Annotated in this window: 19 protein-coding genes; 16 read left to right on the top strand and 3 right to left on the bottom strand. The window is 69.1% G+C overall.

The genetic code is table 11. From position 1 onward, the window contains the following. Positions 1-2 precede the first annotated feature (2 nt). The 16 genes from NP80_RS15630 (at position 3) to NP80_RS15705 (ending at position 17,864) form a co-directional block, all read left to right on the top strand. Positions 3-2,075 carry a ribonuclease catalytic domain-containing protein gene (locus NP80_RS15630; RefSeq protein ID WP_006400388.1) on the top strand — a complete coding sequence of 691 codons (2,073 nt, stop codon included), beginning with the start codon at positions 3-5 and terminating at the stop codon, positions 2,073-2,075. Next, positions 2,072-2,938, top strand: a complete 867-nt coding sequence (gene aroE, locus NP80_RS15635) for a shikimate dehydrogenase (protein WP_006407606.1) — start codon at positions 2,072-2,074, stop codon at positions 2,936-2,938. Before NP80_RS15630 ends, aroE begins: the two co-directional genes overlap by 4 nt. A 16-nt stretch (positions 2,939-2,954) precedes the next feature. Then, on the top strand, positions 2,955-3,692 hold the full coding sequence (gene mtgA / locus NP80_RS15640) for a monofunctional biosynthetic peptidoglycan transglycosylase (RefSeq protein WP_035489629.1): 738 nt from the start codon (positions 2,955-2,957) through the stop codon (positions 3,690-3,692). Positions 3,693-4,141: 449 nt separating this feature from the next. After that, complete coding sequence (locus NP80_RS15645) at positions 4,142-5,749, top strand: S10 family peptidase (protein WP_006407603.1); 1,608 nt, start codon at positions 4,142-4,144, stop codon at positions 5,747-5,749. A gap of 93 nt (positions 5,750-5,842) precedes the next feature. Continuing rightward, positions 5,843-6,244: an EF-hand domain-containing protein gene (locus NP80_RS15650; RefSeq protein WP_006407602.1), complete on the top strand. Its 402-nt coding sequence runs from the start codon at positions 5,843-5,845 to the stop codon at positions 6,242-6,244. A 367-nt stretch (positions 6,245-6,611) separates the two neighbouring features. Continuing rightward, a complete protein-coding gene (locus tag NP80_RS15655) occupies positions 6,612-7,511 on the top strand; it encodes an IclR family transcriptional regulator (RefSeq protein ID WP_006400380.1) in 900 nt (299 codons plus the stop codon). After that, entirely contained in the window at positions 7,508-8,533 is a 1,026-nt protein-coding gene (locus NP80_RS15660) for a 2-dehydro-3-deoxygalactonokinase (protein WP_006407599.1), read from the top strand. The genes NP80_RS15655 and NP80_RS15660 overlap by 4 nt, the downstream gene beginning before the upstream one ends. Before the next feature lie 28 nt (positions 8,534-8,561). Beyond that, positions 8,562-9,239 carry a 2-dehydro-3-deoxy-6-phosphogalactonate aldolase gene (locus NP80_RS15665; RefSeq protein ID WP_006407598.1) on the top strand — a complete coding sequence of 226 codons (678 nt, stop codon included), beginning with the start codon at positions 8,562-8,564 and terminating at the stop codon, positions 9,237-9,239. Next, positions 9,239-10,018: an SDR family oxidoreductase gene (locus tag NP80_RS15670; protein ID WP_035489637.1), complete on the top strand. Its 780-nt coding sequence runs from the start codon at positions 9,239-9,241 to the stop codon at positions 10,016-10,018. Before NP80_RS15665 ends, NP80_RS15670 begins: the two co-directional genes overlap by 1 nt. Positions 10,019-10,125: 107 nt before the next feature. Beyond that, complete coding sequence (locus tag NP80_RS15675) at positions 10,126-11,121, top strand: arabinose ABC transporter substrate-binding protein (protein WP_006407596.1); 996 nt, start codon at positions 10,126-10,128, stop codon at positions 11,119-11,121. Between the two features lie 76 nt (positions 11,122-11,197). Further along, positions 11,198-12,709, top strand: a complete 1,512-nt coding sequence (araG, locus tag NP80_RS15680; protein WP_035945926.1) for an L-arabinose ABC transporter ATP-binding protein AraG — start codon at positions 11,198-11,200, stop codon at positions 12,707-12,709. A gap of 74 nt (positions 12,710-12,783) precedes the next feature. Next, a complete protein-coding gene (gene araH, locus NP80_RS15685; protein WP_006407594.1) occupies positions 12,784-13,800 on the top strand; it encodes an L-arabinose ABC transporter permease AraH in 1,017 nt (338 codons plus the stop codon). A 22-nt stretch (positions 13,801-13,822) separates the two neighbouring features. Then, on the top strand, positions 13,823-14,617 hold the full coding sequence (locus tag NP80_RS15690) for an SDR family NAD(P)-dependent oxidoreductase (protein ID WP_006407593.1): 795 nt from the start codon (positions 13,823-13,825) through the stop codon (positions 14,615-14,617). A 70-nt stretch (positions 14,618-14,687) separates the two neighbouring features. After that, a complete protein-coding gene (locus NP80_RS15695; protein ID WP_006407592.1) occupies positions 14,688-15,749 on the top strand; it encodes an aldose 1-epimerase in 1,062 nt (353 codons plus the stop codon). Positions 15,750-15,789: 40 nt separating this feature from the next. Continuing rightward, complete coding sequence (gene pyrF / locus NP80_RS15700; RefSeq protein ID WP_006407591.1) at positions 15,790-16,617, top strand: orotidine-5'-phosphate decarboxylase; 828 nt, start codon at positions 15,790-15,792, stop codon at positions 16,615-16,617. Positions 16,618-16,805: 188 nt separating this feature from the next. Continuing rightward, entirely contained in the window at positions 16,806-17,864 is a 1,059-nt protein-coding gene (locus NP80_RS15705; protein WP_006410844.1) for a hypothetical protein, read from the top strand. Positions 17,865-17,900: 36 nt separating this feature from the next. On the opposite strand, the gene NP80_RS15710 is transcribed toward NP80_RS15705, so the two are convergent. From NP80_RS15710 to thiL, 3 genes are read right to left on the bottom strand one after another with little or no spacing between them, the layout of a single operon-like run. After that, the gene (locus tag NP80_RS15710; RefSeq protein WP_006400369.1) at positions 17,901-18,401 is read right to left on the bottom strand and encodes a CinA family protein; all 501 of its coding nucleotides are present in this window, start codon (positions 18,399-18,401) and stop codon (positions 17,901-17,903) included. 30 nt (positions 18,402-18,431) lie between these two features. Further along, positions 18,432-18,980 carry a phosphatidylglycerophosphatase A family protein gene (locus NP80_RS15715; protein WP_006410847.1) on the bottom strand — a complete coding sequence of 183 codons (549 nt, stop codon included), beginning with the start codon at positions 18,978-18,980 and terminating at the stop codon, positions 18,432-18,434. Next, complete coding sequence (gene thiL, locus NP80_RS15720) at positions 18,970-19,968, bottom strand: thiamine-phosphate kinase (RefSeq protein WP_045593912.1); 999 nt, start codon at positions 19,966-19,968, stop codon at positions 18,970-18,972. Before thiL ends, NP80_RS15715 begins: the two co-directional genes overlap by 11 nt. Positions 19,969-20,019: the final 51 nt, after the last annotated feature.

The following is a 20,019-nucleotide window of genomic DNA, read 5'->3' on the forward strand; positions in this document are numbered from 1 at the left end:
GAGTGAACGTTTTCTTCGAGGAATCGGGCAGTTTCAAGGCGGGCAGCGTGCTGTCGCGCCAGGGCGACGCGTTTCAGGTCGAGTTGCCCGGCGGGCGGCGCGCGAAAGTGCGCGCGAAGGACGTGCTGATCGAATTCGAGAAGCCGGCCGCGAGCGAGCTGATGCAGGAGGCCGATGCGGCCGCGCAGCAGATCGACCTGGATTTCCTGTGGGAATGCGCGCCGGCCGAGGAATTCGCGTATACGGCGCTCGCCGAAGAGTACTTCGGTGCGACGTACGGCCCGGTCGAACGCGCGGCGCTGGTGCTGCGGCTGCACGGCGCGCCCGTCTACTTCCGCCGCAAGGGGCGCGGCCAGTATCAGCGCGCGCCCGAAGAGCAGCTGAAGATGGCGCTCGCGTCGCTCGAGCGCAAGCGCCAGCAGGCCCTCGTTCAGGCCCAGTACGAAGAGGAGCTCAAGGCCGGCAAGCTGCCGGACGCATTCGCCGGCAAGGTGCTCGGCCTGCTGACGCGCCCCGACAAGAACTCGATCGAATACAAGGCGCTCGAGGCGGCGGCCGGCGCGCGCGGCGTGTCGCCCGCGCGGCTGATGCTCGATTGCGGCGGGATCGCGTCGGCGCGGGCGCTGCACGAAGCGCGCTTTCTCGCGGAATTCTTCCCGCACGGCACCGGCTTTCCGCCCGTCACCGTCGGCAGCCTGCCCGACGACCTGCCGCGCGCGGACGTGCAGGCGTTCTCGATCGACGACATCACGACGACCGAAATCGACGACGCGTTCTCGGTCGAGCATCTGTCCGACGGCCGCGTGCGGGTCGGCGTGCACATCGCGGCGCCGGCGCTCGGCATCGTGCGCGGCGACGCGGTCGACGCGATCGCGCGGGCGCGCCTGTCGACCGTCTATATGCCGGGCGACAAGATCACGATGCTGCCGGACGACGTCGTCGACGTCTTCACGCTGAAAGAGGGCGACTATCGCCCGGCGCTGTCGCTCTACATCATCGTCAATCGCGAGACGCAGGACATCGTCGCGAGCGAGACGCGCGCCGAGCTCGTGTTCGTGAAGAGCAATCTGCGCCACAACACGCTCGACGAACTCGTGACCGAAGAGTCGCTCGCGGCCGGCACCGGCGACTATCCGCACAAGGACGACATCGCGGTGCTGTGGCCGCTCGCGCAGGCGCTGTTCGAGAAACGCCAGGTCGCGCGCGCGGGTTACGGGCTGAAGCGCGAAGTACAGCGCAATACCGACTACAACTTCTACGTCGAAGGCGAGCACGTGACGATCACGCCGCGCCGCCGCGGCTCGCCGCTCGACCTGATCGTGTCGGAGCTCGCGATCCTCGCGAATTCGACCTGGGGCGCGTTCCTGCACGACCACACGGTGCCGGGCATCTACCGGACGCAGCGCGGCTTCGGCGCGCCGGGTCCGAAGCGCACGCGGATGCAGACGACGGCCGCGCCGCACGAAGGGCTGGGCGTCGCGCAGTATGCGTGGAGCACGTCGCCGCTGCGCCGCTACGTCGACCTCGTCAACCAGTGGCAGCTGCTCGCCTGCGTGCAGCACGGCGTGACCGCGAAGCTGGCCGCGCCGTTCAAGCCGAAGGACGCCGATCTGTACGCGGTCGTACAGGGATTCGACGATACCTACACGGCCTACGCGGATCATCAACGGCGGATGGAGTATTTCTGGTGCCTGCGCTGGCTCGCGCAGGAGCAGAAGAAGCAGGTCGTCGCGACCGTCGTGAAGGGCGATCTCGTGCGCCTCGAGGAAATCCCGCTGCTGCTGCACGTGCCGGCACTCGGCGTCCATGCGCGCGGCACGCGCGTGCTGCTCGAGGTAATGGCGCTCGACGAGCTGACGATCGAGGCGTCGGTGCGGCTGCTGCACGTGCTCGACGCGCCGGTCGTCACGAGCGGCGACGCGGCCGACGAAGACGACGAAGCCGGCGACGACACGCTGCTCGACGCGCAGGAAGCGTCCGCGCAGACCGAGGCCGAAGCGCTGGCCGAATCGGACGACGCAGCGCCGGGCGCCGATGCCGACGCTGGCGCGTCGCAGCAGGAGCGCGCATCGTGAGCGCGACCGCCCCGACGCGCGGTGCCGACCGCTACGTGGTATTCGGCAATCCGGTGGCGCACAGCAAGTCGCCGTTCATCCACGCGCAGTTCGCCGCGCAGACGGGCGAGGCGATCGACTATACGCACCGGCTCGCGCCGGTCGACGGCTTCGAGGCGGCCGTGCGCGCCTTCATCGCCGAAGGCGGGTGCGGCGCGAACGTGACGGTGCCGTTCAAGCTCGACGCGCATGCGCTCGCCGACACGCTGTCGCCGCGTGCGGCGGCGGCCGGCGCGGTCAATACGCTGCGCTTCGACGCAGACGGCCGCATCTACGGCGACAACACGGACGGCGTCGGCCTCGTGCGCGACATCGAGTCGAACCTCGGCGTGTCGCTCGCGGGCGCGCGCATCCTGCTGCTCGGCGCGGGCGGCGCGGCGCGCGGCGTGGTGCTGCCAATGCTCGACCGTGCGCCGCTGTCGATCACGATCGTGAACCGCACGGCGAGCAAGGCCGAAGCGCTGGTCAGCCAGTTCATGCAGGCCGCGCACGACGCGGGCTGCACGCTCGCGGGCGGCGGGCCCGGCGAAGTACGCGCGCAGCCGTACGACGTGATCGTCAACGCGACGGCCGGCAGCCTCGACGCGGCGCTGCCCGAGTGCGACGCGGCCGCGTTCGGTGCGGGCACACTCGCGTACGACATGATGTACGGCGCGCAGCCGACCGTGTTCATGCAGCACGCGGCGTCGCTCGGTGCGCGCACGGCGGATGGGCTCGGCATGCTCGTCGAGCAGGCCGCCGAATCGTTCTTCGTGTGGCGCGGCGTGCGCCCGGACGGCGCGCCGGTGCTGGCCGCGCTGCGCCGCGCGCTCGCGGCGAACTGAACGGCGCGAGCGGCACGTGGTAGCGGTGACCGGTACGCAACGCACGCGCGTGGTCAGCCCGACGCGCTGGATCGTTTACGCGGGCGCGGTGTTCGCGGCCGCATGGCTCGCGACGCAACTGTTCTACTTCGTGCAGATCGCACTGTGGTCGTTCGTGAATCCCGGTTCGACCGCGTTCATGCGTACCGACGCGTGGTGGCTGTCGCACGACACGCCGCCCGCGCAGATCCAGCATCAGTGGGTGCCGTACGACAAGATCTCGCGCAACCTGAAGCGCGCGATCATCGCGTCCGAGGACGCTACCTTCGCGACCAACAACGGCTACGACGTCGACGCGATTCTGCAGGCGTGGGAGAAGAACAAGGCGCGCGGCCGGATTGTCGCCGGCGGCTCGACGATCACGCAGCAGCTCGCGCGCAACCTGTTCCTGTCGCGCGAGAAGAGCTATATCCGTAAGGGGCAGGAGCTGATCATCACGTGGATGCTCGAAACGCTGCTCGACAAGGAGCGGATCTTCGAGATCTATCTGAACTCGGTCGAATGGGGGCGCGGCGTGTACGGCGCGGAGGCCGCCGCGCGCTATTACTACCGGATCCCGGCGAGCCGCCTCGGCGCGTGGCAGTCCGCGCGCCTCGCCGTCATGCTGCCGAAGCCGCGCTGGTTCGACGCGCATCGCGGTTCCGCGTATCAGGCGCAGCGCGCGGCGATCATCGCGCGCCGGATGGGCGCGGCCGAACTGCCGCAATCGGAGTAGCAGACGTTCGCCGTGACGGTGGCGTCGCCGCACACCCGTTCATGTTGCTCGTCCTCCATTCATGCCTCGTTTGTGCGCCGCAGCGAATGCACGCCCGATTCGTTCCACGCCGCTTTCTCTAGATTAAACCGTCTATTTCGCGTTGCTGAGCAATGCAGGTCTTCATGCGCGTACATCGTCGCGTACCGGACGCGATGCACGCGATTTCGCCGCTCCGGCGACGCGCGCACGCGCCGCTGAAAGCGGGACGAAAACAGACGTTTCGGCATTCGAAGCGTGTCTGTAAGGTGTGCGCCGCAACGGCCGCTCGCGCGAATATTTCAAAATTTTTCAATGCTGACACGCTCGCGTATATTGGCCGGCACCGCGGCTGACCCGCCGCGCGAACGAGGTGGGGGGCGGCCCGACCGGCTGCTCGACATAACAACATCGAGAGAGGGAAGGCAACGATGCCAGCAAGCCAAGCGAAGCTGTGGTTGGGAGTCGTGTTTTCTTCGCTGATCCTGACGGCCTGCAACGACGACGTCACGTCGTCCGTTGCCAGCGCCGGCGATTCAGCGCAGTCCGCCGCGCAGGCGGACAAGCCCTACGCCGATCCGAACAGCTATTCGTCGAATGCGAACGCGTCGCTCGATGCGTCCGCCGCGGTCGAGCAGGCCGCCGTCACGCATCATCAGATCACGCTGAACGGCCAGACGATCCGCTACACGGCCACGGCCGGCCATCTCGTCGCGCGCGATCCGCGCAGCGGCGCACCCGAGGCGTCGTTCTTCTATGTCGCCTACACGGCCGACAACCAGCCCGCCGCGAAACGGCCGGTCACGTTCCTCTACAACGGCGGCCCGGGCTCCGCATCGGTATGGCTGCATCTCGGCTCGTTCGGCCCGAAGCGGATCCAGACCGGCGACCCGAACGCGAACACCTCGACGTTTCCGTTCGTCGACAACGCGGAGAGCCTGCTCGACACGACCGATCTCGTGTTCGTCGACGCGATCGGCACCGGCTATTCCGAGGCGATCGCGCCGAACACGAACCAGACGTTCTGGGGCGTCGACCAGGACGCCGGCGCCTTTCGCGATTTCGTGACGCGCTACCTGAGCGTGAACCAGCGCAACGATTCGCCGAAATACCTGTTCGGCGAATCGTACGGCACGCCGCGTACCGACGTGCTCGCGAACCTGCTGGAGACGGCCGGCGTCAAGCTCGACGGGATCGTGCTGCAGTCGTCGATCCTCGACTACAACACGAACTGCGACATGGCGAGCGATTACGTCGGCAACTCGAACAACGGCGCGAGCGCGGTGAGTTGCGCGGGCTTCGTGCCGTCGTACGGAACAGTCGGCGCGTACTACCAGCTCGACAATCCGAATCCACCGAGCCTGCCGCCGTATGCGGACCAGATGCGCCTGCTGACGGCCGGCAGCTACGCGCCCGCCGTGAACGCGTATCTCGCGAACCATACGCCGCCGTTGCCGAGCCTCGTGACGACGATGACGAACGCGACCGGCGTGAAGGCGTCGCTGTGGAACGCCGACTTCAACGTCGTGCCGACCTTCTTCGACAACAGCTTCCAGCTGTCGCTGCTTCCCGGCACGCTGATCGGCCGCTACGACGCGCGCGTGAACGTACCGATATCGAGCGCGCTCGCCGCCGACGGCGATCCGTCCAGCACCTACATCACGAAGCCGTTCACCGACACGATCGCAAGCTATCTGCCGAACGAGCTGAAGTACACGGCGAAGACCGCCTATGCTGTCAGCAGCAACGCGATCAATACGTGGGACTGGAGCCACGACGGCCTTGCGATGCCGGACACGATTCCCGACCTCGCGGCGGCGCTGACGCTGAATCCGGCGTTGAAGGTGCTGTCGCTGAACGGCTATCACGACATCGCGACGCCGTTCTACCAGACCGAGCTCGACCTCGCGCGGCTCGGCACGCAACCGAACCTGACGATCAAGGACTATCAGGGCGGACACATGGTCTATCTCGACGATACGTCGCGTCCGCAGGAGAAGGCGGATCTGGCGGCCTTCTACCGCACGGCCGCGCGCTGACGCGACACGCGGCCGGTGCGCGCGTCGGACGAATCGCGCCCGCACGCGCCATGCGGCCGGCCTCGACGACCTCATTCCAGACTGGAGCCTGACATGCAAAAACGTCTCATCGTCATCGCCGCGGCGCTCGCAGCAGCGGGCGTCGCGCTGTCCTCGGCCGCGTTCGCGCAGGCGAGCGACGCGGCCGCACCCGCCCGCGCACGGCAGGCGCAGCTCGGCGACCCGTACGTGCCGCCGGCCGCGCGCCGCCCGACCGCCGGCACGCAGACGACCGGCGCGGCGCTGCACGCGCAGGTCGTGCGCAAGCTCGCGCGGCAGTTCAGCGCGGCCGACACGCAGAACACCGGTTCGATCACCGAAGCGCAGGCGCGCGCGGCGGGGCTCGGCTACGTCGCGAACCATTTCCGGCAGATCGACGCGAGCGGCAGCGGCCGCGTGTCGTTCAGCGACGTGCAGCGCTACATGCAGACGCGTAGCGAGAGCGGACAGCAGTAGGCGATCGATCGCGACCGTGCGCGACGCGCGCGGCGGCAAACCGGGGGCGGAACCTGCGGTGCACGCGGATTTCGCCCCCGCGCACATCGGCGCCGCACGCATCGAACGTCGACGGCCGATCGACCGTTTTTCTCATTATCTGGGCAGCGCATTCAAATATTGGAGGTGGATGCGTACGCTCCTACAATCCGAAGCACATCGACAGCTTCGGACCCGCACCGCGCGGCGCCCGACGCATACGGAGACACCTTCCATGACGTTTGCCGGGCGCTTTCCTCGGTGCTTCGCGCGCCGCGTTGCCGCGGCCGGGCTCGTGCCCGGCGCGCAGGACGCGGTTTCACCGATCCCGTTGAAGTAGCCCCGTCCCATGACCAAGATGCCCGACTCCCTCGCCCTCGACGCCCGACGCGCGACGCCGGACGATGCGCCGCTCAGCGACAGCATCGGCGCGACCAGCACGCCGCTCGATCTCGCCGCGCAGCAGGCCGGCACGCAGACGCTGTTGCGCGGCCTCGCGATTCTCGAAGCGATCGCGAACGGCGCGCGCGACATGCGCGCGATCGGCGCCGCGCTCGGCACGACGCGCAGCACCACGCATCGCCTCGTCAGCAGCCTCGTGCAGGCCCGCTATCTGCGCCAGGTGCAGGGCGGCTATCTACTGGGGCCGAAGCTGATCGAACTCGGCACGATCGCACTCGAGCAGATGCCGCTGACCGCCGTTGCGCGGCCGCATCTCGAGGCGCTTGCCGAAGCGACGCTCGACACGATTCATCTCGGCGTGCGCGACGGCGACGACGTGCTGTACATCGACAAGATTCCCGGCACGCGCGGGCTCGAGATGCGCTCGCGCGTCGGCCACCGGATGCCGCTCGCCTCGACCGGCATCGGCAAGGCGATGATGCTCGACCTCGCGCCGGAGACGTGGCGCACGCTGTTCGAGGCCGCGCGGCGCGCGCTCGCCGGTGTCAGCTTCAAGCCCGACAACCGGCCCGACTCGGCGGCGTTCCTGCAGCGGATGGCGCACTACGCGGCCGGCGGCTACACGTTCGACCTCGAGGAGAACGAGGCGTCGATCCGCTGCGTGGCGGCGCCGATCCGCGACGCGTCGGGTGCGATCGTCGCGGCGGTGTCGGTCGCGAGCACGATTCCGTACATGCCGCACGACCGGATGGACGAACTGATTCCGCTCGTGCAGCGCGAAGCGCGAGCCATTTCCGCGGAGCTGGGCTGGAGCCCGCCGCAGGGTACCCGCAGGATCAAACGATGACGAATCCGACCCGGACCGTTCCGGATGCCGCCGGCGCCGCAGCGTCGCTGATCGCGCTCGACTGGGGCACGACGTCGCTGCGCGCCTATCTGTACGATGCGCGCGGCGCGTTGCTCGACACGCGCAGCCGCGCGGCGGGCGTGATGCATGTGCCGGGCGGCAGTGCGCACGCATTCGACGCGGCGTTCGAGGATGCGTGCGGCGACTGGCTCGACCGCGCGGGCGCCGTGCCGGTGCTCGCGGCCGGCATGGTCGGCAGCGCGCAGGGCTGGCGCGAGGCGCCGTACGTCGCGGTGCCGGCCGGCGCCGACGCGCTCGTCGCGGGTCTCGTCACGGTGACGACCGCGCGCGGCGCGACCGTGTCGATCGTGCCGGGCGTGATCGCGACGGGCGAGCTGCCCGACGTGATGCGCGGCGAAGAAACGCAGATCGTCGGCGCGCTCGCGGCCGATCCGACGCTTGATGCCGATCGTTCAGGGCTCCTGATCGGGTTGCCGGGCACCCATGCGAAATGGGCGTGGGTCAACGGCGGCCTCATCGAGCGATTCCAGACCTTCATGACGGGCGAGCTGTTTGCCGCGCTGCGCGACCACACGATTCTCGGCCGCACGATGCGCGCGCCGGCGTCGCCGGATCGCGCCGCGTTCGAGCGCGGCGTGACGGTTGCACGCGACGCGCAGCACACCGGGCTGCTCGGCACGATTTTCAGCACGCGCACGCTCGGCCTGACCGAGCGTCTCGCGCCCGATGCGCAGGGCGACTATCTGTCCGGGCTGTTGATCGGCCATGAGCTGAACGCGCTCGACGCGATGCTCGCCGAACGCGGCGCGACGCTCGCGAACCAGCCGCTGCTGCTGATCGGCGACGACCGGCTGTGCGCGCGCTACGTCGACGCGCTGCACGTGTTCGGCTGCATGCACGCACGCGTCGTCGCGCACGCGACCGAGCGCGGGCTGTGGCAGATCGCGTCGCGCGCGGGGCTCGTGCACACGGACGGCGAACCCGTATGCGCCGGCCACTGAACCGAACCGATTGCGGAGGAATGTAACGATGTCGTCCGACCTGACGCTGCCCGCGCCGTACACGCCGCATGCCGGCCTGATGCGCGCGTTCGACGCGTGCCCGCTGATCGCAATCCTGCGCGGCATCACGCCGGCCGAAGCGGTCGAGCACGGCCGCGCGCTGTACGACGCCGGCTTCCGGCTCGTCGAGGTGCCGCTCAATTCGCCGGCGCCGTTCGATAGCATCGCCGCGCTGCGCCGCGCGTTGCCGGACGACGCCATCGTCGGCGCGGGCACCGTGCTGCGCGCCGAATACGTGGACCGCGTGCAGGACGCAGGCGGTGCGCTGATCGTGATGCCGCATGCGGATACCGCGGTGATACGCCGTGCCCGCGAGCGCGGCCTCGCCTGCGCGCCGGGCGTCGCGACGCCGACCGAAGCGTTCGCGGCGCTCGCCAACGGCGCCGACGTGCTGAAGATGTTTCCGGCCGAGCAGCTCGGCACGGCGGTCGTGAAGGCATGGCGCGCGGTGATCGATCGCGCGGTGCCGCTCGTGCCGGTCGGCGGGATCGCACCCGACAACATGCAGCCGTTCCTCGCGGCCGGCGCGAACGGTTTCGGGCTCGGCTCCGCGCTCTACCGGCCGGGCCAGTCGGCCGATACGACGGCCGCCAATGCACGCGCGTTCCAGGCCGGCCTGCGCGCGGCGCGCGACGGAGCCGCATGATGAACCGGCTGGCGGGCAAGGTCGCGATGGTTACCGGCGCGGCGCGCGGCATCGGCGCGGCAATCGCGCGCGCATTTGCCGGCGAGGGCGCGCGCGTCGCGCTCGTCGACGTCGATTTCGCGCAGGCCGAGCATACGGCCGCGGCGATTGCGCGCGACGTCGAGGGTGCACGCGTGCTGCCGCTGCATGCGGACGTCACGCAGCAGGGCTCGGTACGCGACGCGCTCGCGCAGGCGGAAGCGGCGCTCGGCGCGCTCGACGTGCTCGTGAACAACGCGGGCATCAACGTGTTCGCCGATCCGCTGACGATGTCGGACGACGACTGGCGCCGCTGCTTCGCGGTCGATCTCGACGGGGTCTGGCACGGCTGCCGCGCGGCGCTGCCGGGCATGGTCGAGCGCGGGCGCGGCAGCATCGTGAACATCGCGTCGACGCATGCGTTCCGGATCATCCCGGGCTGTTTTCCGTACCCGGTCGCGAAGCACGGCGTGCTTGGCCTCACGCGCGCGCTCGGCATCGAATACGCGGCGCGCAACGTGCGCGTGAACGCGATCGCGCCGGGCTACATCGAGACGCAGCTCACGCGCGACTGGTGGGACGCGCAGCCCGATCCGGCCGCCGCGCGCGCCGAGACGCTCGCGCTGCAGCCGATGAAGCGGATCGGCCGGCCCGAAGAAGTCGCGATGACCGCGGTGTTCCTCGCGTCCGACGAGGCGCCGTTCATCAATGCCGCGTGCATCACCGTCGACGGCGGGCGCGCGGCGCTGTACCACGACTGAACTGAAGCAACGATTCGACAGACCGCACGTGCGCCGGCCGCGCGCACGCTGCGTCGACACCAACAAGCGGCCGCATCCTGTTCGATGAAGACAAGGAGACACTGGAGATGAAACGCAGAACGTTCGTCACGCTGGCCGCTGCGGCCGCGGTGGTGATGGGGAGCCCGATCGCGCACGCGGCCGATCCGGTGAAGATCGGCTTTCTCGTGAAGCAGCCGGAAGAGCCCTGGTTCCAGGACGAGTGGAAGTTCGCGGAGATCGCCGCGAAGGACAAGGGCTTCACGCTCGTGAAGATCGGCGCGCCGTCGGGCGAGAAGGTGATGAGCGCGATCGACAACCTCGCCGCGCAGAAGGCGCAGGGCTTCATCATCTGCACGCCCGACGTGAAGCTCGGGCCGGGCATCGTCGCGAAGGCGAAGTCGCACAACCTGAAGATGATGACGGTCGACGACCGCCTCGTCGACGGCGCGGGCAAGCCGATCGAAGCGGTGCCGCACATGGGGATCTCGGCGTACAACATCGGCAAGCAGGTCGGCGAGGGTATCGCGGCCGAGATCAAGAAGCGTGGCTGGGACATGAAGGACGTCGGCGCGATCGACATCACGTACGAGCAGCTGCCGACCGCGCACGACCGCACGACGGGTGCGACCGATGCGCTTGTCGCCGCCGGTTTTCCGAAGGCGAACGTGATCGCGGCGCCGCAGGCGAAGACCGACACCGAGAACGCGTTCAACGCGGCGAACATCGCGCTCACGAAAAATCCGCAGTTCAAGCACTGGGTCGCCTACGGCCTGAACGACGAGGCCGTGCTCGGCGCCGTGCGCGCGGCCGAAGGGCGCGGCTTCAAGGCGGACAACATGATCGGCATCGGCATCGGCGGCTCCGACTCCGCGCTGAACGAGTTCAAGAAACCGCAGCCGACCGGCTTCTTCGGCACCGTCATCATCAGCCCGAAGCGCCACGGCGAGGAAACCTCCGAGCTGATGTACACGTGGATCACGCAGGGCAAGGCGCCGCCGCCGCTGACGCTCACCACCGGCATGCTCGCGACGCGCGACAACGTGACGAAGGTGCGCGAGCAGATGGGACTCGCATCGAAGTAACGGGCGCCGCGCGGCCGTCGCAGCGATGCGGCGGCGCGCGGTCCATCGATCATGCAAGTGGAAGTGGAGAAGCGACGTGTCAGCGGCACTGCGTTTTGACAATATCGGCAAGGTATTTCCCGGCGTACGCGCGCTCGACGGCATCTCGTTCGACGTGCACGCCGGCGAGGTGCACGGCCTGATGGGCGAGAACGGCGCGGGCAAGTCGACGCTGCTGAAGATTCTCGGCGGCGAATATCAGCCCGATGCGGGCAGCGTGCTGGTCGACGGCCGGCCCGTGCATTTTCCGAATGCGGCGGCATCGATCGCGGCCGGCATCGCGGTGATTCACCAGGAGCTGCAGTACGTGCCCGACCTGACGGTCGCGGAAAACCTGCTGCTCGGCCGCCTGCCGAACGCGTTCGGCTGGGTGAGAAAGGGCGACGCGAAGCGCTACGTGCGCGAGCGGCTCGCCGCGATGGGCGTCGATCTGGATCCGGCTGCGAAGCTCGGTCGGCTGTCGATCGCGCAGCGGCAGATGGTCGAGATCTGCAAGGCGCTGATGCGCAACGCGCGCGTGATCGCGCTCGACGAGCCGACGAGCTCGCTGTCGCACCGCGAGACCGAAGTGCTGTTCAAGCTTGTCGACGACTTGCGCGCGCAGGGCCGTGCGCTGATCTACATCTCGCACCGCATGGACGAGATCTACCGGCTGTGCGACGCCTGCACGATCTTCCGCGACGGCCGCAAGATCGCGTCGCACGCATCGCTTGCCGACGTGCCGCGCGAGCGGCTCGTCGCCGAGATGGTCGGGCGCGAGATCTCGGACATCTATCACTACGCGCCGCGCGCGCTCGGCGACGTGCGGTTCTCGGTCGAAGGCATCGAGGGCCCCGCGCTGCGCGAGCCGGCGAGCTTCTCGGTGCGTGCGGGCGAGATCGTCGGCTTCTTCGGGCTCGTCGGCGCGGGCCGCAGCGAACTGATGCGGCTCGTGTACGGCGCCGACCGCCGCCGCGCGGGCGCGCTGACGCTCGACGGCAAGCGCATCGACGTGAAGCGCACCGGCGACGCGATCCGTCACGGGATCGTGCTGTGCCCGGAAGACCGCAAGGAAGAAGGGATCATCGCGATGGCGTCGGTCGCGGAGAACATCAACATCAGCTGCCGCCGCCATTCGCTGCGCGCCGGGCTCTTCATCGATCGCAAGACCGAGAACGACACGGCCGACCGCTTCATCCAGCGGCTGAAGATCAAGACGCCGAACCGCCGGCAGAAGATCCGCTTCCTGTCGGGCGGCAACCAGCAGAAGGCGATCCTCTCGCGCTGGCTCGCCGAGCCCGACCTGAAGGTCGTGATCCTCGACGAGCCGACGCGCGGCATCGATGTCGGCGCGAAGCACGAGATCTACGACGTGATCTATCGGCTCGCGGAACGCGGCTGCGCGATCGTGATGGTGTCGTCGGAGCTGCCGGAAGTGCTCGGCGTGTCCGACCGCATCGTCGTGATGCGCGAAGGCCGCATCGCGGGTGAGCTGCCGCGCGCGCAGGCGAACGAGCACGCGGTGCTGAGCCTCGCGCTGCCGCAGGCGAGCGCGGTGCAGGCCGCGTGACGCCGCCGGGCGCCGGATTCGAATCGATAGCGCGCGGCGCAGGGCCGCGCGATGCAGGAGCAGGAGACACAACCATGCAAGTCAACGAAAACCTCGCCAGCGCAGCCGTGAAGCCGTCGGCCGACGCGCTGGTGCCGCAGCAGAGCGACCGCCAGAAATGGTGGCAGCAGCTCACCGAATACAGCTTGATCGCGATCTTCGCGGTGATGTTCGTCACGATGTCGCTGACGGTCGATCACTTCTTCTCGATCGACAACATGCTCGGCCTCGCGCTGTCGATCTCGCAGATCGGGATGGTCGCGTGCACGATGATGTTCTGTCTCGCGTCGCGCGACTTCGACTTGTCGATCGGCTCGACCGTCGCGTTCTCGGGCGTGCTCTGCGCGATGGTGCTGAACGCGACCGACAACACGTTCGTCGCGATCGTCGCGGCGGTCGCGGCCGGCGCCGCGATCGGCTTCGTCAACGGCGCGGTGATCGCCTACCTGCGGATCAACGCGCTGATCACGACGCTCGCGACGATGGAGATCGTGCGCGGGCTCGGCTTCATCGTGTCGAAGGGGCAGGCGGTCGGCGTGTCGTCGGATACCTTCATCGCGCTCGGCGGCCTCACGCTGTTCGGCGTATCGCTGCCGATCTGGGTCACGCTGCTGTGCTTCATCGTGTTCGGCGTGCTGCTGAACCAGACCGTGTACGGCCGCAACACGCTCGCGATCGGCGGCAATCCGGAAGCGTCGCGGCTCGCCGGGATCAACGTCGAACGCACGCGCGTCTACATCTTCCTGATCCAGGGTGCGGTGACCGCGCTCGCGGGCGTGATCCTCGCATCGCGGATCACGTCGGGCCAGCCGAACGCCGCGCAGGGCTTCGAGCTGAACGTGATTTCGGCGTGCGTGCTCGGCGGCGTGTCGCTGATGGGCGGCCGCGCGACGATCTCGGGCGTCGTGATCGGCGTGCTGATCATGGGCACCGTCGAGAACGTGATGAACCTGCTGAACATCGACGCGTTCTATCAGTACCTGGTGCGCGGCGCGATCCTGCTCGCGGCCGTGCTGCTCGACCAGCTGAAGAACCGCGGCGCACGCGACTGAACCGCCTACACGGAGACGCTGCATGACCACCGATTCTTCCGCGCGCGACGCGCATGCGAACTATGCGCACTATCCGAGCCTCGTCGATCGCGCGGTGCTGATCACCGGCGGTGCGACCGGCATCGGCGCGTCGTTCGTCGAGCACTTCGCGCAGCAGGGCGCGCGCGTCGCGTTCGTCGACCTCGATGCGGACGCGGGTCGCGCGCTCGCCGATCGTCTCGGCGGCGCACGCCACGCGCCGCTGTTCCTGCCGTGCGACCTGACCGACATCGAGGCGCTGCGTCGCGCGATCGACACGATCCGTACGCAGATCGGCGCGATCGCGGTGCTCGTGAACAATGCGGCGAACGATGTGCGGCATGCGATCGCCGACGTGACGCCCGCGTCGTTCGACGCCGGCATCGCGGTGAACCTGCGGCACCAGTTCTTCGCTGCGCAGGCCGTGATCGACGACATGAAACGGCTCGGCGGCGGTGCGATCATCAACCTCGGCTCGATCAGCTGGATGCTGAAGAACGGCGGCTATCCGGTGTACGTGATGGCGAAGGCGGCCGTGCAGGGCCTCACGCGCGGGCTCGCGCGCGATCTCGGCCCGTTCGGGATTCGCGTGAATTCGCTGGTGCCCGGCTGGGTGATGACCGACAAGCAGCGCCGGCTCTGGCTCGACGACGCGGGCCGCGCCGCAATCAAGGCCGGCCAGTGCCTCGAGGCGGAGTTGCTGCCGGCCGATCTCGCGCGCATGGCGCTGTTCCTCGCGGCCGACGACAGCCGGATGATCACCGCGCAGGACGTGATCGTCGACGGCGGGTGGGCCTGACCGTCGCGCGGCCCGCGTAGCGGCCGCCCATCGAGCGCATCGTTTCATCGACGAACGAAAGGAGCTGATCATGACCGCCACGTCCTCGCGCGCATCGTCGTCCACCAGCCAGTCGCGCCGCGCGCGCCTTGCGGCCGCCGCGCAGCCGGTCAGCGCCGGGCCGCAGACCGCCGTGTTCGCGCGCGGCGTCGGCGCCGCGCATGCGGCGGCCGTCACGCTGTCGAATGCGGCGCTGCGGGTCGACGTGCTGCCGCATCTCGGCGGCGGCATCGCGCGCTTCGACTGGCGGCGCGACGACGGCGCGCTCGTGCCGGTGTTTCGCCGCTGCGCGCAGCCGGAAACCGCGACGGACCCGAACGAGCTCGCCTGCTATTCGCTGCTGCCGTACTCGAACCGGATCGGCGGCGCGCGCTTCGAATGCGACGGACGCAGCATCGCGGTGCCGCGCAACCGGCTCGACGAGCCGCTGCCGATTCACGGCGACGGCTGGCTCTCGTGCTGGCAGGTCGACGATGCGACCGACACGTCGCTGCGGCTGACGCTCGACCGCCGCAGCGGTGCGCCGTACGCGTTCCGCGCGGTCCAGTCGTTCGAGCTCGACGATGCGACGCTGACGATCGCGCTGACGATCGAGAACGCGGGCCGCACGCGGCTGCCGTTCGGGCTCGGCGTGCATCCGTTCATCGTGCGCGACGACGCGACCGAACTGGCGGCCGCGGCGGGCGGCCTGTGGCTGTCCGGCGCGGATTTTCTGCCGGTGCGCCACGTGAGCGTGCCGCCTGCGTGGCAGTTCGGCGTCGCTTATCCGCTGCCGGCGACGCTCGTCAATCACGCGTTCACGGGCTGGGGCGGCCATGCGACGGTGAGCTGGCCGCGTCGCGGCATCACGCTGACGGTCGCGGCCGATGCCGACGCGTATGTGCTCTATACGCCGCCCGGCGCGGATTTCTTCTGCTTCGAGCCGGTCGATCATCCGATCAATGCGGTGAACCTGCCGGGCGGCGCGGCGGCGCACGGGATGACGTTGCTCGCGCCCGGCGAGCGGCTGACGCGGCGCTTCGCGTTCAGCGTCGCACGCAGCGACGCGCGCACCGGCGCCGTCGCGCGCGAGGGTGGTCGGCGACGCGGGTAAAATACGCGGTCTACCAACGGTTTGCCGCGAGTATCCGCCCATGTCTTCCCCGCTTACTTTCCTCGATTCGCTGCGCGCCGCGTGGCAACGCACGAATTCGCTGCTGTGCGTCGGCCTCGATCCCGAGCCGTCGCGCTTTCCCGCGCAGTTCGACGGCCAGCCCGACGCGATCTTCGAATTCTGCCGGCAGATCGTCGATGCGACCGCGCCGTACGCGAGCGCATTCAAGCCGCAGATCGCGTATTTCGCCGCGCATCGCGCGGAGGATCAGCTCGAGCGCCTGATCGCGCACATCCATCTGCAGCATCCCGGCCTGCCCGTGATCCTCGACGCGAAGCGCGGCGACATCGGCAGCACGGCCGAGCAGTACGCGCGCGAGGCGTTCGAGCGCTACCGCGCGGACGCCGTGACCGTGAACCCGTACATGGGCTTCGATTCGGTCGAGCCGTATTTCGAACACGAGGGCAAGGGCGTGATCGTGCTGTGTCGTACGTCGAATCCGGGCGGCTCCGACCTGCAGTTCCTCGACACCAACGGCCGGCCGCTGTACCAGGTCGTCGCCGATCTCGCGGCGAACCGGTGGAACGCGAAGAGCGGCCAGCTCGGCCTCGTCGTCGGCGCGACGTTCCCGAAGGAGATCGAGATCGTGCGCGGGATCGTCGGCGACATGCCGCTGCTGATTCCCGGCATCGGCGCGCAGGGCGGCGACGTCCAGGCGACGGTGAACGCGGGCCGTACGGCCGACGGTACGGGCATGATGATCAACTCGTCGCGCGCGATCCTCTACGCGAGCAGCGGCGACGATTTCGCCGAAGCCGCGGCGCTCGCCGCGCAGAAGACGCGCGACGCGATCAACGCGTATCGCTGATGCAGCCGCGCCCGCGCATGCGGGCGCTCCGCCTCCGGCGCGGCGCTGCCGCGTCGTCCCCGCCGCGCCGCCGTGGCGCGCGCGGACAACTTCCCGTCGTTTCCGCACTGCATGCGCGCGCGTCAATCGCGCGATGCTGCCGCTTGTCATCGATCCGTCATCACAATGTCAAGAAAAGGAGCGACGCCATGCCGAAGCTGTATTCACGACTTCTGACCGCGCTTGCCGCATCGCTCTGCATGACGTTCGCGCATGCGGCCGATCTCGCACACTGGCCGGCCGACAGCGCGAAGGCGCTGAACGCGATGATCGCCGCGCACGCGCATCGCGGCGACTACGCGGTGTTCGATGCCGACAACACGACGTACCGCTACGACCTCGAGGAGTCGCTGTTGCCGTACCTCGAGCATCGCGGCGTGCTGACGCGCGACACGCTCGACGCGTCGCTGAAGCTGATTCCGTTCAAGGATTCCGCCGACTACAAGGAATCGCTGACGAGCTACTACTACCGGCTCTGCGAGATCGACGATCTCGTTTGCTACCCGTGGATTGCGCAGGCGTTCGCGGGGCTGTCGCTCGCCGACCTGAAGCGCCACATCGACGCGATGCTCGCCGACGGCAAGCCGATCCCGATCCGCTACTGGCAGGGCGACAAGGTCGTCGACGGTACGGCGAACCCGCCGCGCTTCTTCCGCGGGATGCAGGAGCTCTACAACGCGCTGCGCGAGAACGGCATCGAGGTGTACGTCATGACGGCCGCGCACGAAGAGCTGGCGCGGCTCGTGCTGTCCGACCCGAAGTACGGCTACAACGTGAAGCCCGAGAACGTGATCGGCGTGACGACGCTGCTGCGCAATCCGGCGACCGGCGCGCTCACGACGTCGCGGCTGCAGATCAAGGCCGGCAAGTACGACGAAGCCGCGAACCGCAATCTCGTGATCACGCCGTTCCTGATGAACCCGATGACGTGGTACGAGGGCAAGCTCGGTTCGATCGTCGGCTGGATCGACCAGTGGAAGAAGCCGGTGCTCGTCGCGGGCGACACGCCCGCGTCCGACGGCTACATGCTGCTGAACGCGACCGACGTCGCGCGCGGCGGCGTGCGCGTCTGGGTCGACAAGAAGGACAAGCAGATGGCGCAGATCCGCGCATGGTCCGACGAATCGGCCGCGAAGCAGAAGGCGCTCGGCCTGCCGGTGACGGCCGATCGCAACTGGATCGTCGTGAAGCCCGACGCGATCCAGTAAGCGGCACGCGCGCAGCGGCGCACGGCCGCGCGCGCGTCAGCCCTCGCGTTCGTCGAGCAGCTTCAGCAGCCCGCGCAGCGCATGCGCGGCCGCCTGCGTGCGGATCTGCTCGCGATCGCCCTTGAATACGAGCGTTTCGACGTCGGTATGAAGCCGGTTGCTCCATGCGAACGACACGGTGCCGACCGGTTTTTTCTCGCTGCCGCCTGCGGGGCCCGCAATGCCGGTGACGGACAGCGCGACCTGCGCGCGGCTGTTGCGCAGCGCGCCTTCGGCCATCGCGCGCGCGACCGGCTCGCTGACCGCGCCGTGCTTCTCGATCAGATCGGGCGGCACGCCGATCATCTCGCTTTTGGCCTGATTCGAATATGTGACGAAGCCGCGCTCGAACCACTGGCTGCTGCCGGAGATGTCGGTGATGGCCGCGGCGATCAGGCCGCCGGTGCAGGATTCGGCGGTGGCGAGCATCAGGTGCTCGTCACGCAGCTTGTTGCCTGCGCGGATCGCAAGCTGATGGACGACGGAATCGGTAGGCATGCGCGTCTGGAAACGGAAGTCGGTAATCGGTCAGCCGACGAGCGAGCGCCACAGCGCGATCACGAGCAGCGTCATGAACGCGGCGACCAGATCGTCGACCATGATGCCGAGCCCGCCGCTCAGGCGACGGTCGAAATGGCGGATCGGCGGCGGCTTCACCATGTCGAAGAAGCGGAACACGACGAACGCCCACAGCTGGCCGACGAACGTCGCCGGCGTGACGAACAGCATCACGAGCCAGATCGCGACGATCTCGTCCCAGACGACGGCGCCCGGATCGGCGACGCCCATTCTGCGCGCGGTGAAGCCCGTGATCGCAATGCCCGCGACGAACGCGAGCGCGATCAGCAACCACCATTCGGGCACGGTCAGATAGCGGTTCAGCGCGACGAACGCGAGCCAGCCGAACAGCGAGCCGAACGTGCCGGGCATGAACGGCGCGAGACCGCTGCCGAAGCCGAGCGACACGATGTGCGCGGGATGCGACAGCATGAAGCGCGCGCTCGCGCGCTGCGGCGCGCGGGGCGCCGTGCCGGTGTCGGGCGCGGCTTGCGGCGCGGGCGTCGGATCAGTCTGCATGGAAATGGTCGAAGCCGTGCAACGTGAGGGCGAGAGGCGCGCCGGCGGCGTCGTGCCACGCGATCGCGGGGCGCTCCGACGGTGCGGACAACGCGCGTATTGTACCGATACGCGTGACCGCGACGCCCGCCTTCGCGCCGGCCGCCGCGACGGCCGCGCGGGCGGACGCGGGCGCGGTGAAGCAGAGCTCGTAGTCGTCGCCGCCCGCGAGCGTGCAGCGACGCTGCACGTCGGCCGGCAGCGTCGCGAGCGCGGCCGAGCGCGGCACCGCGTCGGCGTCGATGTCGGCGCACACGTTCGAGCGCGTCAGGATGTGCTGCAGATCGCCGGCGAGGCCGTCTGAAATGTCGAGCGCCGCATGGGCGACGCCGGCGAGTGCGACGCCGAGCGCGACGCGCGGCTCGGGCCGCTCGAGCGCCTCCCGGAACGCGGCCGCCGCGTCGGCGCCGGCCGCCCATTCGCCGCGCGCGACACCGAGCCCGGCGCGTGCATCGCCGAGCGTGCCCGACACCCAGACGTCGTCGCCGTCGCGCGCGGCGTCGCGGCGCAGCGCGGCGTCGGGCGCGACTTCGCCGAACACGGTCACGCACAGATTCAACGGCCCGCTCGTCGTGTCGCCGCCGATCAGCTCGCAGCCGTAGCGCTCGGCCAGCGCGAACAGCCCGTTGCTGAATGCTTCGAGCCATGCGGCATCGGCGCGCGGCAGCGCGCACGCGAGCGTGAACGCGCGCGGCTCGGCGCCCATCGCCGCCAGGTCCGACAAATTGACCGCGAGCGTCTTGTGGCCGAGCGCCTCGGGCGCGACGTCCGGGAAGAAGTGCCGGCCCTCGACGAGCATATCCGTCGAAATGGCCAGCAATTTTCCGGAACGCGGCGCGATCAGCGCGCAATCGTCGCCGATGCCGAGGGTCGACGCGCGTGCGCCGCGGGCCGCGCGGCGCGCGAAGAAGCGATCGATCAGCGAAAACTCGGACAGGGCGTCTGGCACGGCGAATGGACCCGAAGCGGTTGAAGGAACGGCATTGTACGGGGCGAACGG

The sequence above is a fragment of the Burkholderia multivorans ATCC BAA-247 genome (genome assembly GCF_000959525.1).
GTDB classification, from domain to species: domain Bacteria; phylum Pseudomonadota; class Gammaproteobacteria; order Burkholderiales; family Burkholderiaceae; genus Burkholderia; species Burkholderia multivorans.

Coding starts and splice junctions, on each gene's coding strand:
- NP80_RS15705 (WP_006410844.1), top strand. CDS start 16,806: ATGCCGAAGCTGTATTCACGACTTCTGACCGCGCTTGCCGCATCGCTC.
- araH (WP_006407594.1), top strand. CDS start 12,784: ATGCAAGTCAACGAAAACCTCGCCAGCGCAGCCGTGAAGCCGTCGGCC.
- pyrF (WP_006407591.1), top strand. CDS start 15,790: ATGTCTTCCCCGCTTACTTTCCTCGATTCGCTGCGCGCCGCGTGGCAA.
- NP80_RS15695 (WP_006407592.1), top strand. CDS start 14,688: ATGACCGCCACGTCCTCGCGCGCATCGTCGTCCACCAGCCAGTCGCGC.
- NP80_RS15650 (WP_006407602.1), top strand. CDS start 5,843: ATGCAAAAACGTCTCATCGTCATCGCCGCGGCGCTCGCAGCAGCGGGC.
- NP80_RS15670 (WP_035489637.1), top strand. CDS start 9,239: ATGAACCGGCTGGCGGGCAAGGTCGCGATGGTTACCGGCGCGGCGCGC.
- NP80_RS15660 (WP_006407599.1), top strand. CDS start 7,508: ATGACGAATCCGACCCGGACCGTTCCGGATGCCGCCGGCGCCGCAGCG.
- NP80_RS15710 (WP_006400369.1), bottom strand. CDS start 18,401: ATGCCTACCGATTCCGTCGTCCATCAGCTTGCGATCCGCGCAGGCAAC.
- NP80_RS15715 (WP_006410847.1), bottom strand. CDS start 18,980: ATGCAGACTGATCCGACGCCCGCGCCGCAAGCCGCGCCCGACACCGGC.
- NP80_RS15655 (WP_006400380.1), top strand. CDS start 6,612: ATGACCAAGATGCCCGACTCCCTCGCCCTCGACGCCCGACGCGCGACG.
- NP80_RS15675 (WP_006407596.1), top strand. CDS start 10,126: ATGAAACGCAGAACGTTCGTCACGCTGGCCGCTGCGGCCGCGGTGGTG.
- NP80_RS15690 (WP_006407593.1), top strand. CDS start 13,823: ATGACCACCGATTCTTCCGCGCGCGACGCGCATGCGAACTATGCGCAC.
- NP80_RS15665 (WP_006407598.1), top strand. CDS start 8,562: ATGTCGTCCGACCTGACGCTGCCCGCGCCGTACACGCCGCATGCCGGC.
- NP80_RS15645 (WP_006407603.1), top strand. CDS start 4,142: ATGCCAGCAAGCCAAGCGAAGCTGTGGTTGGGAGTCGTGTTTTCTTCG.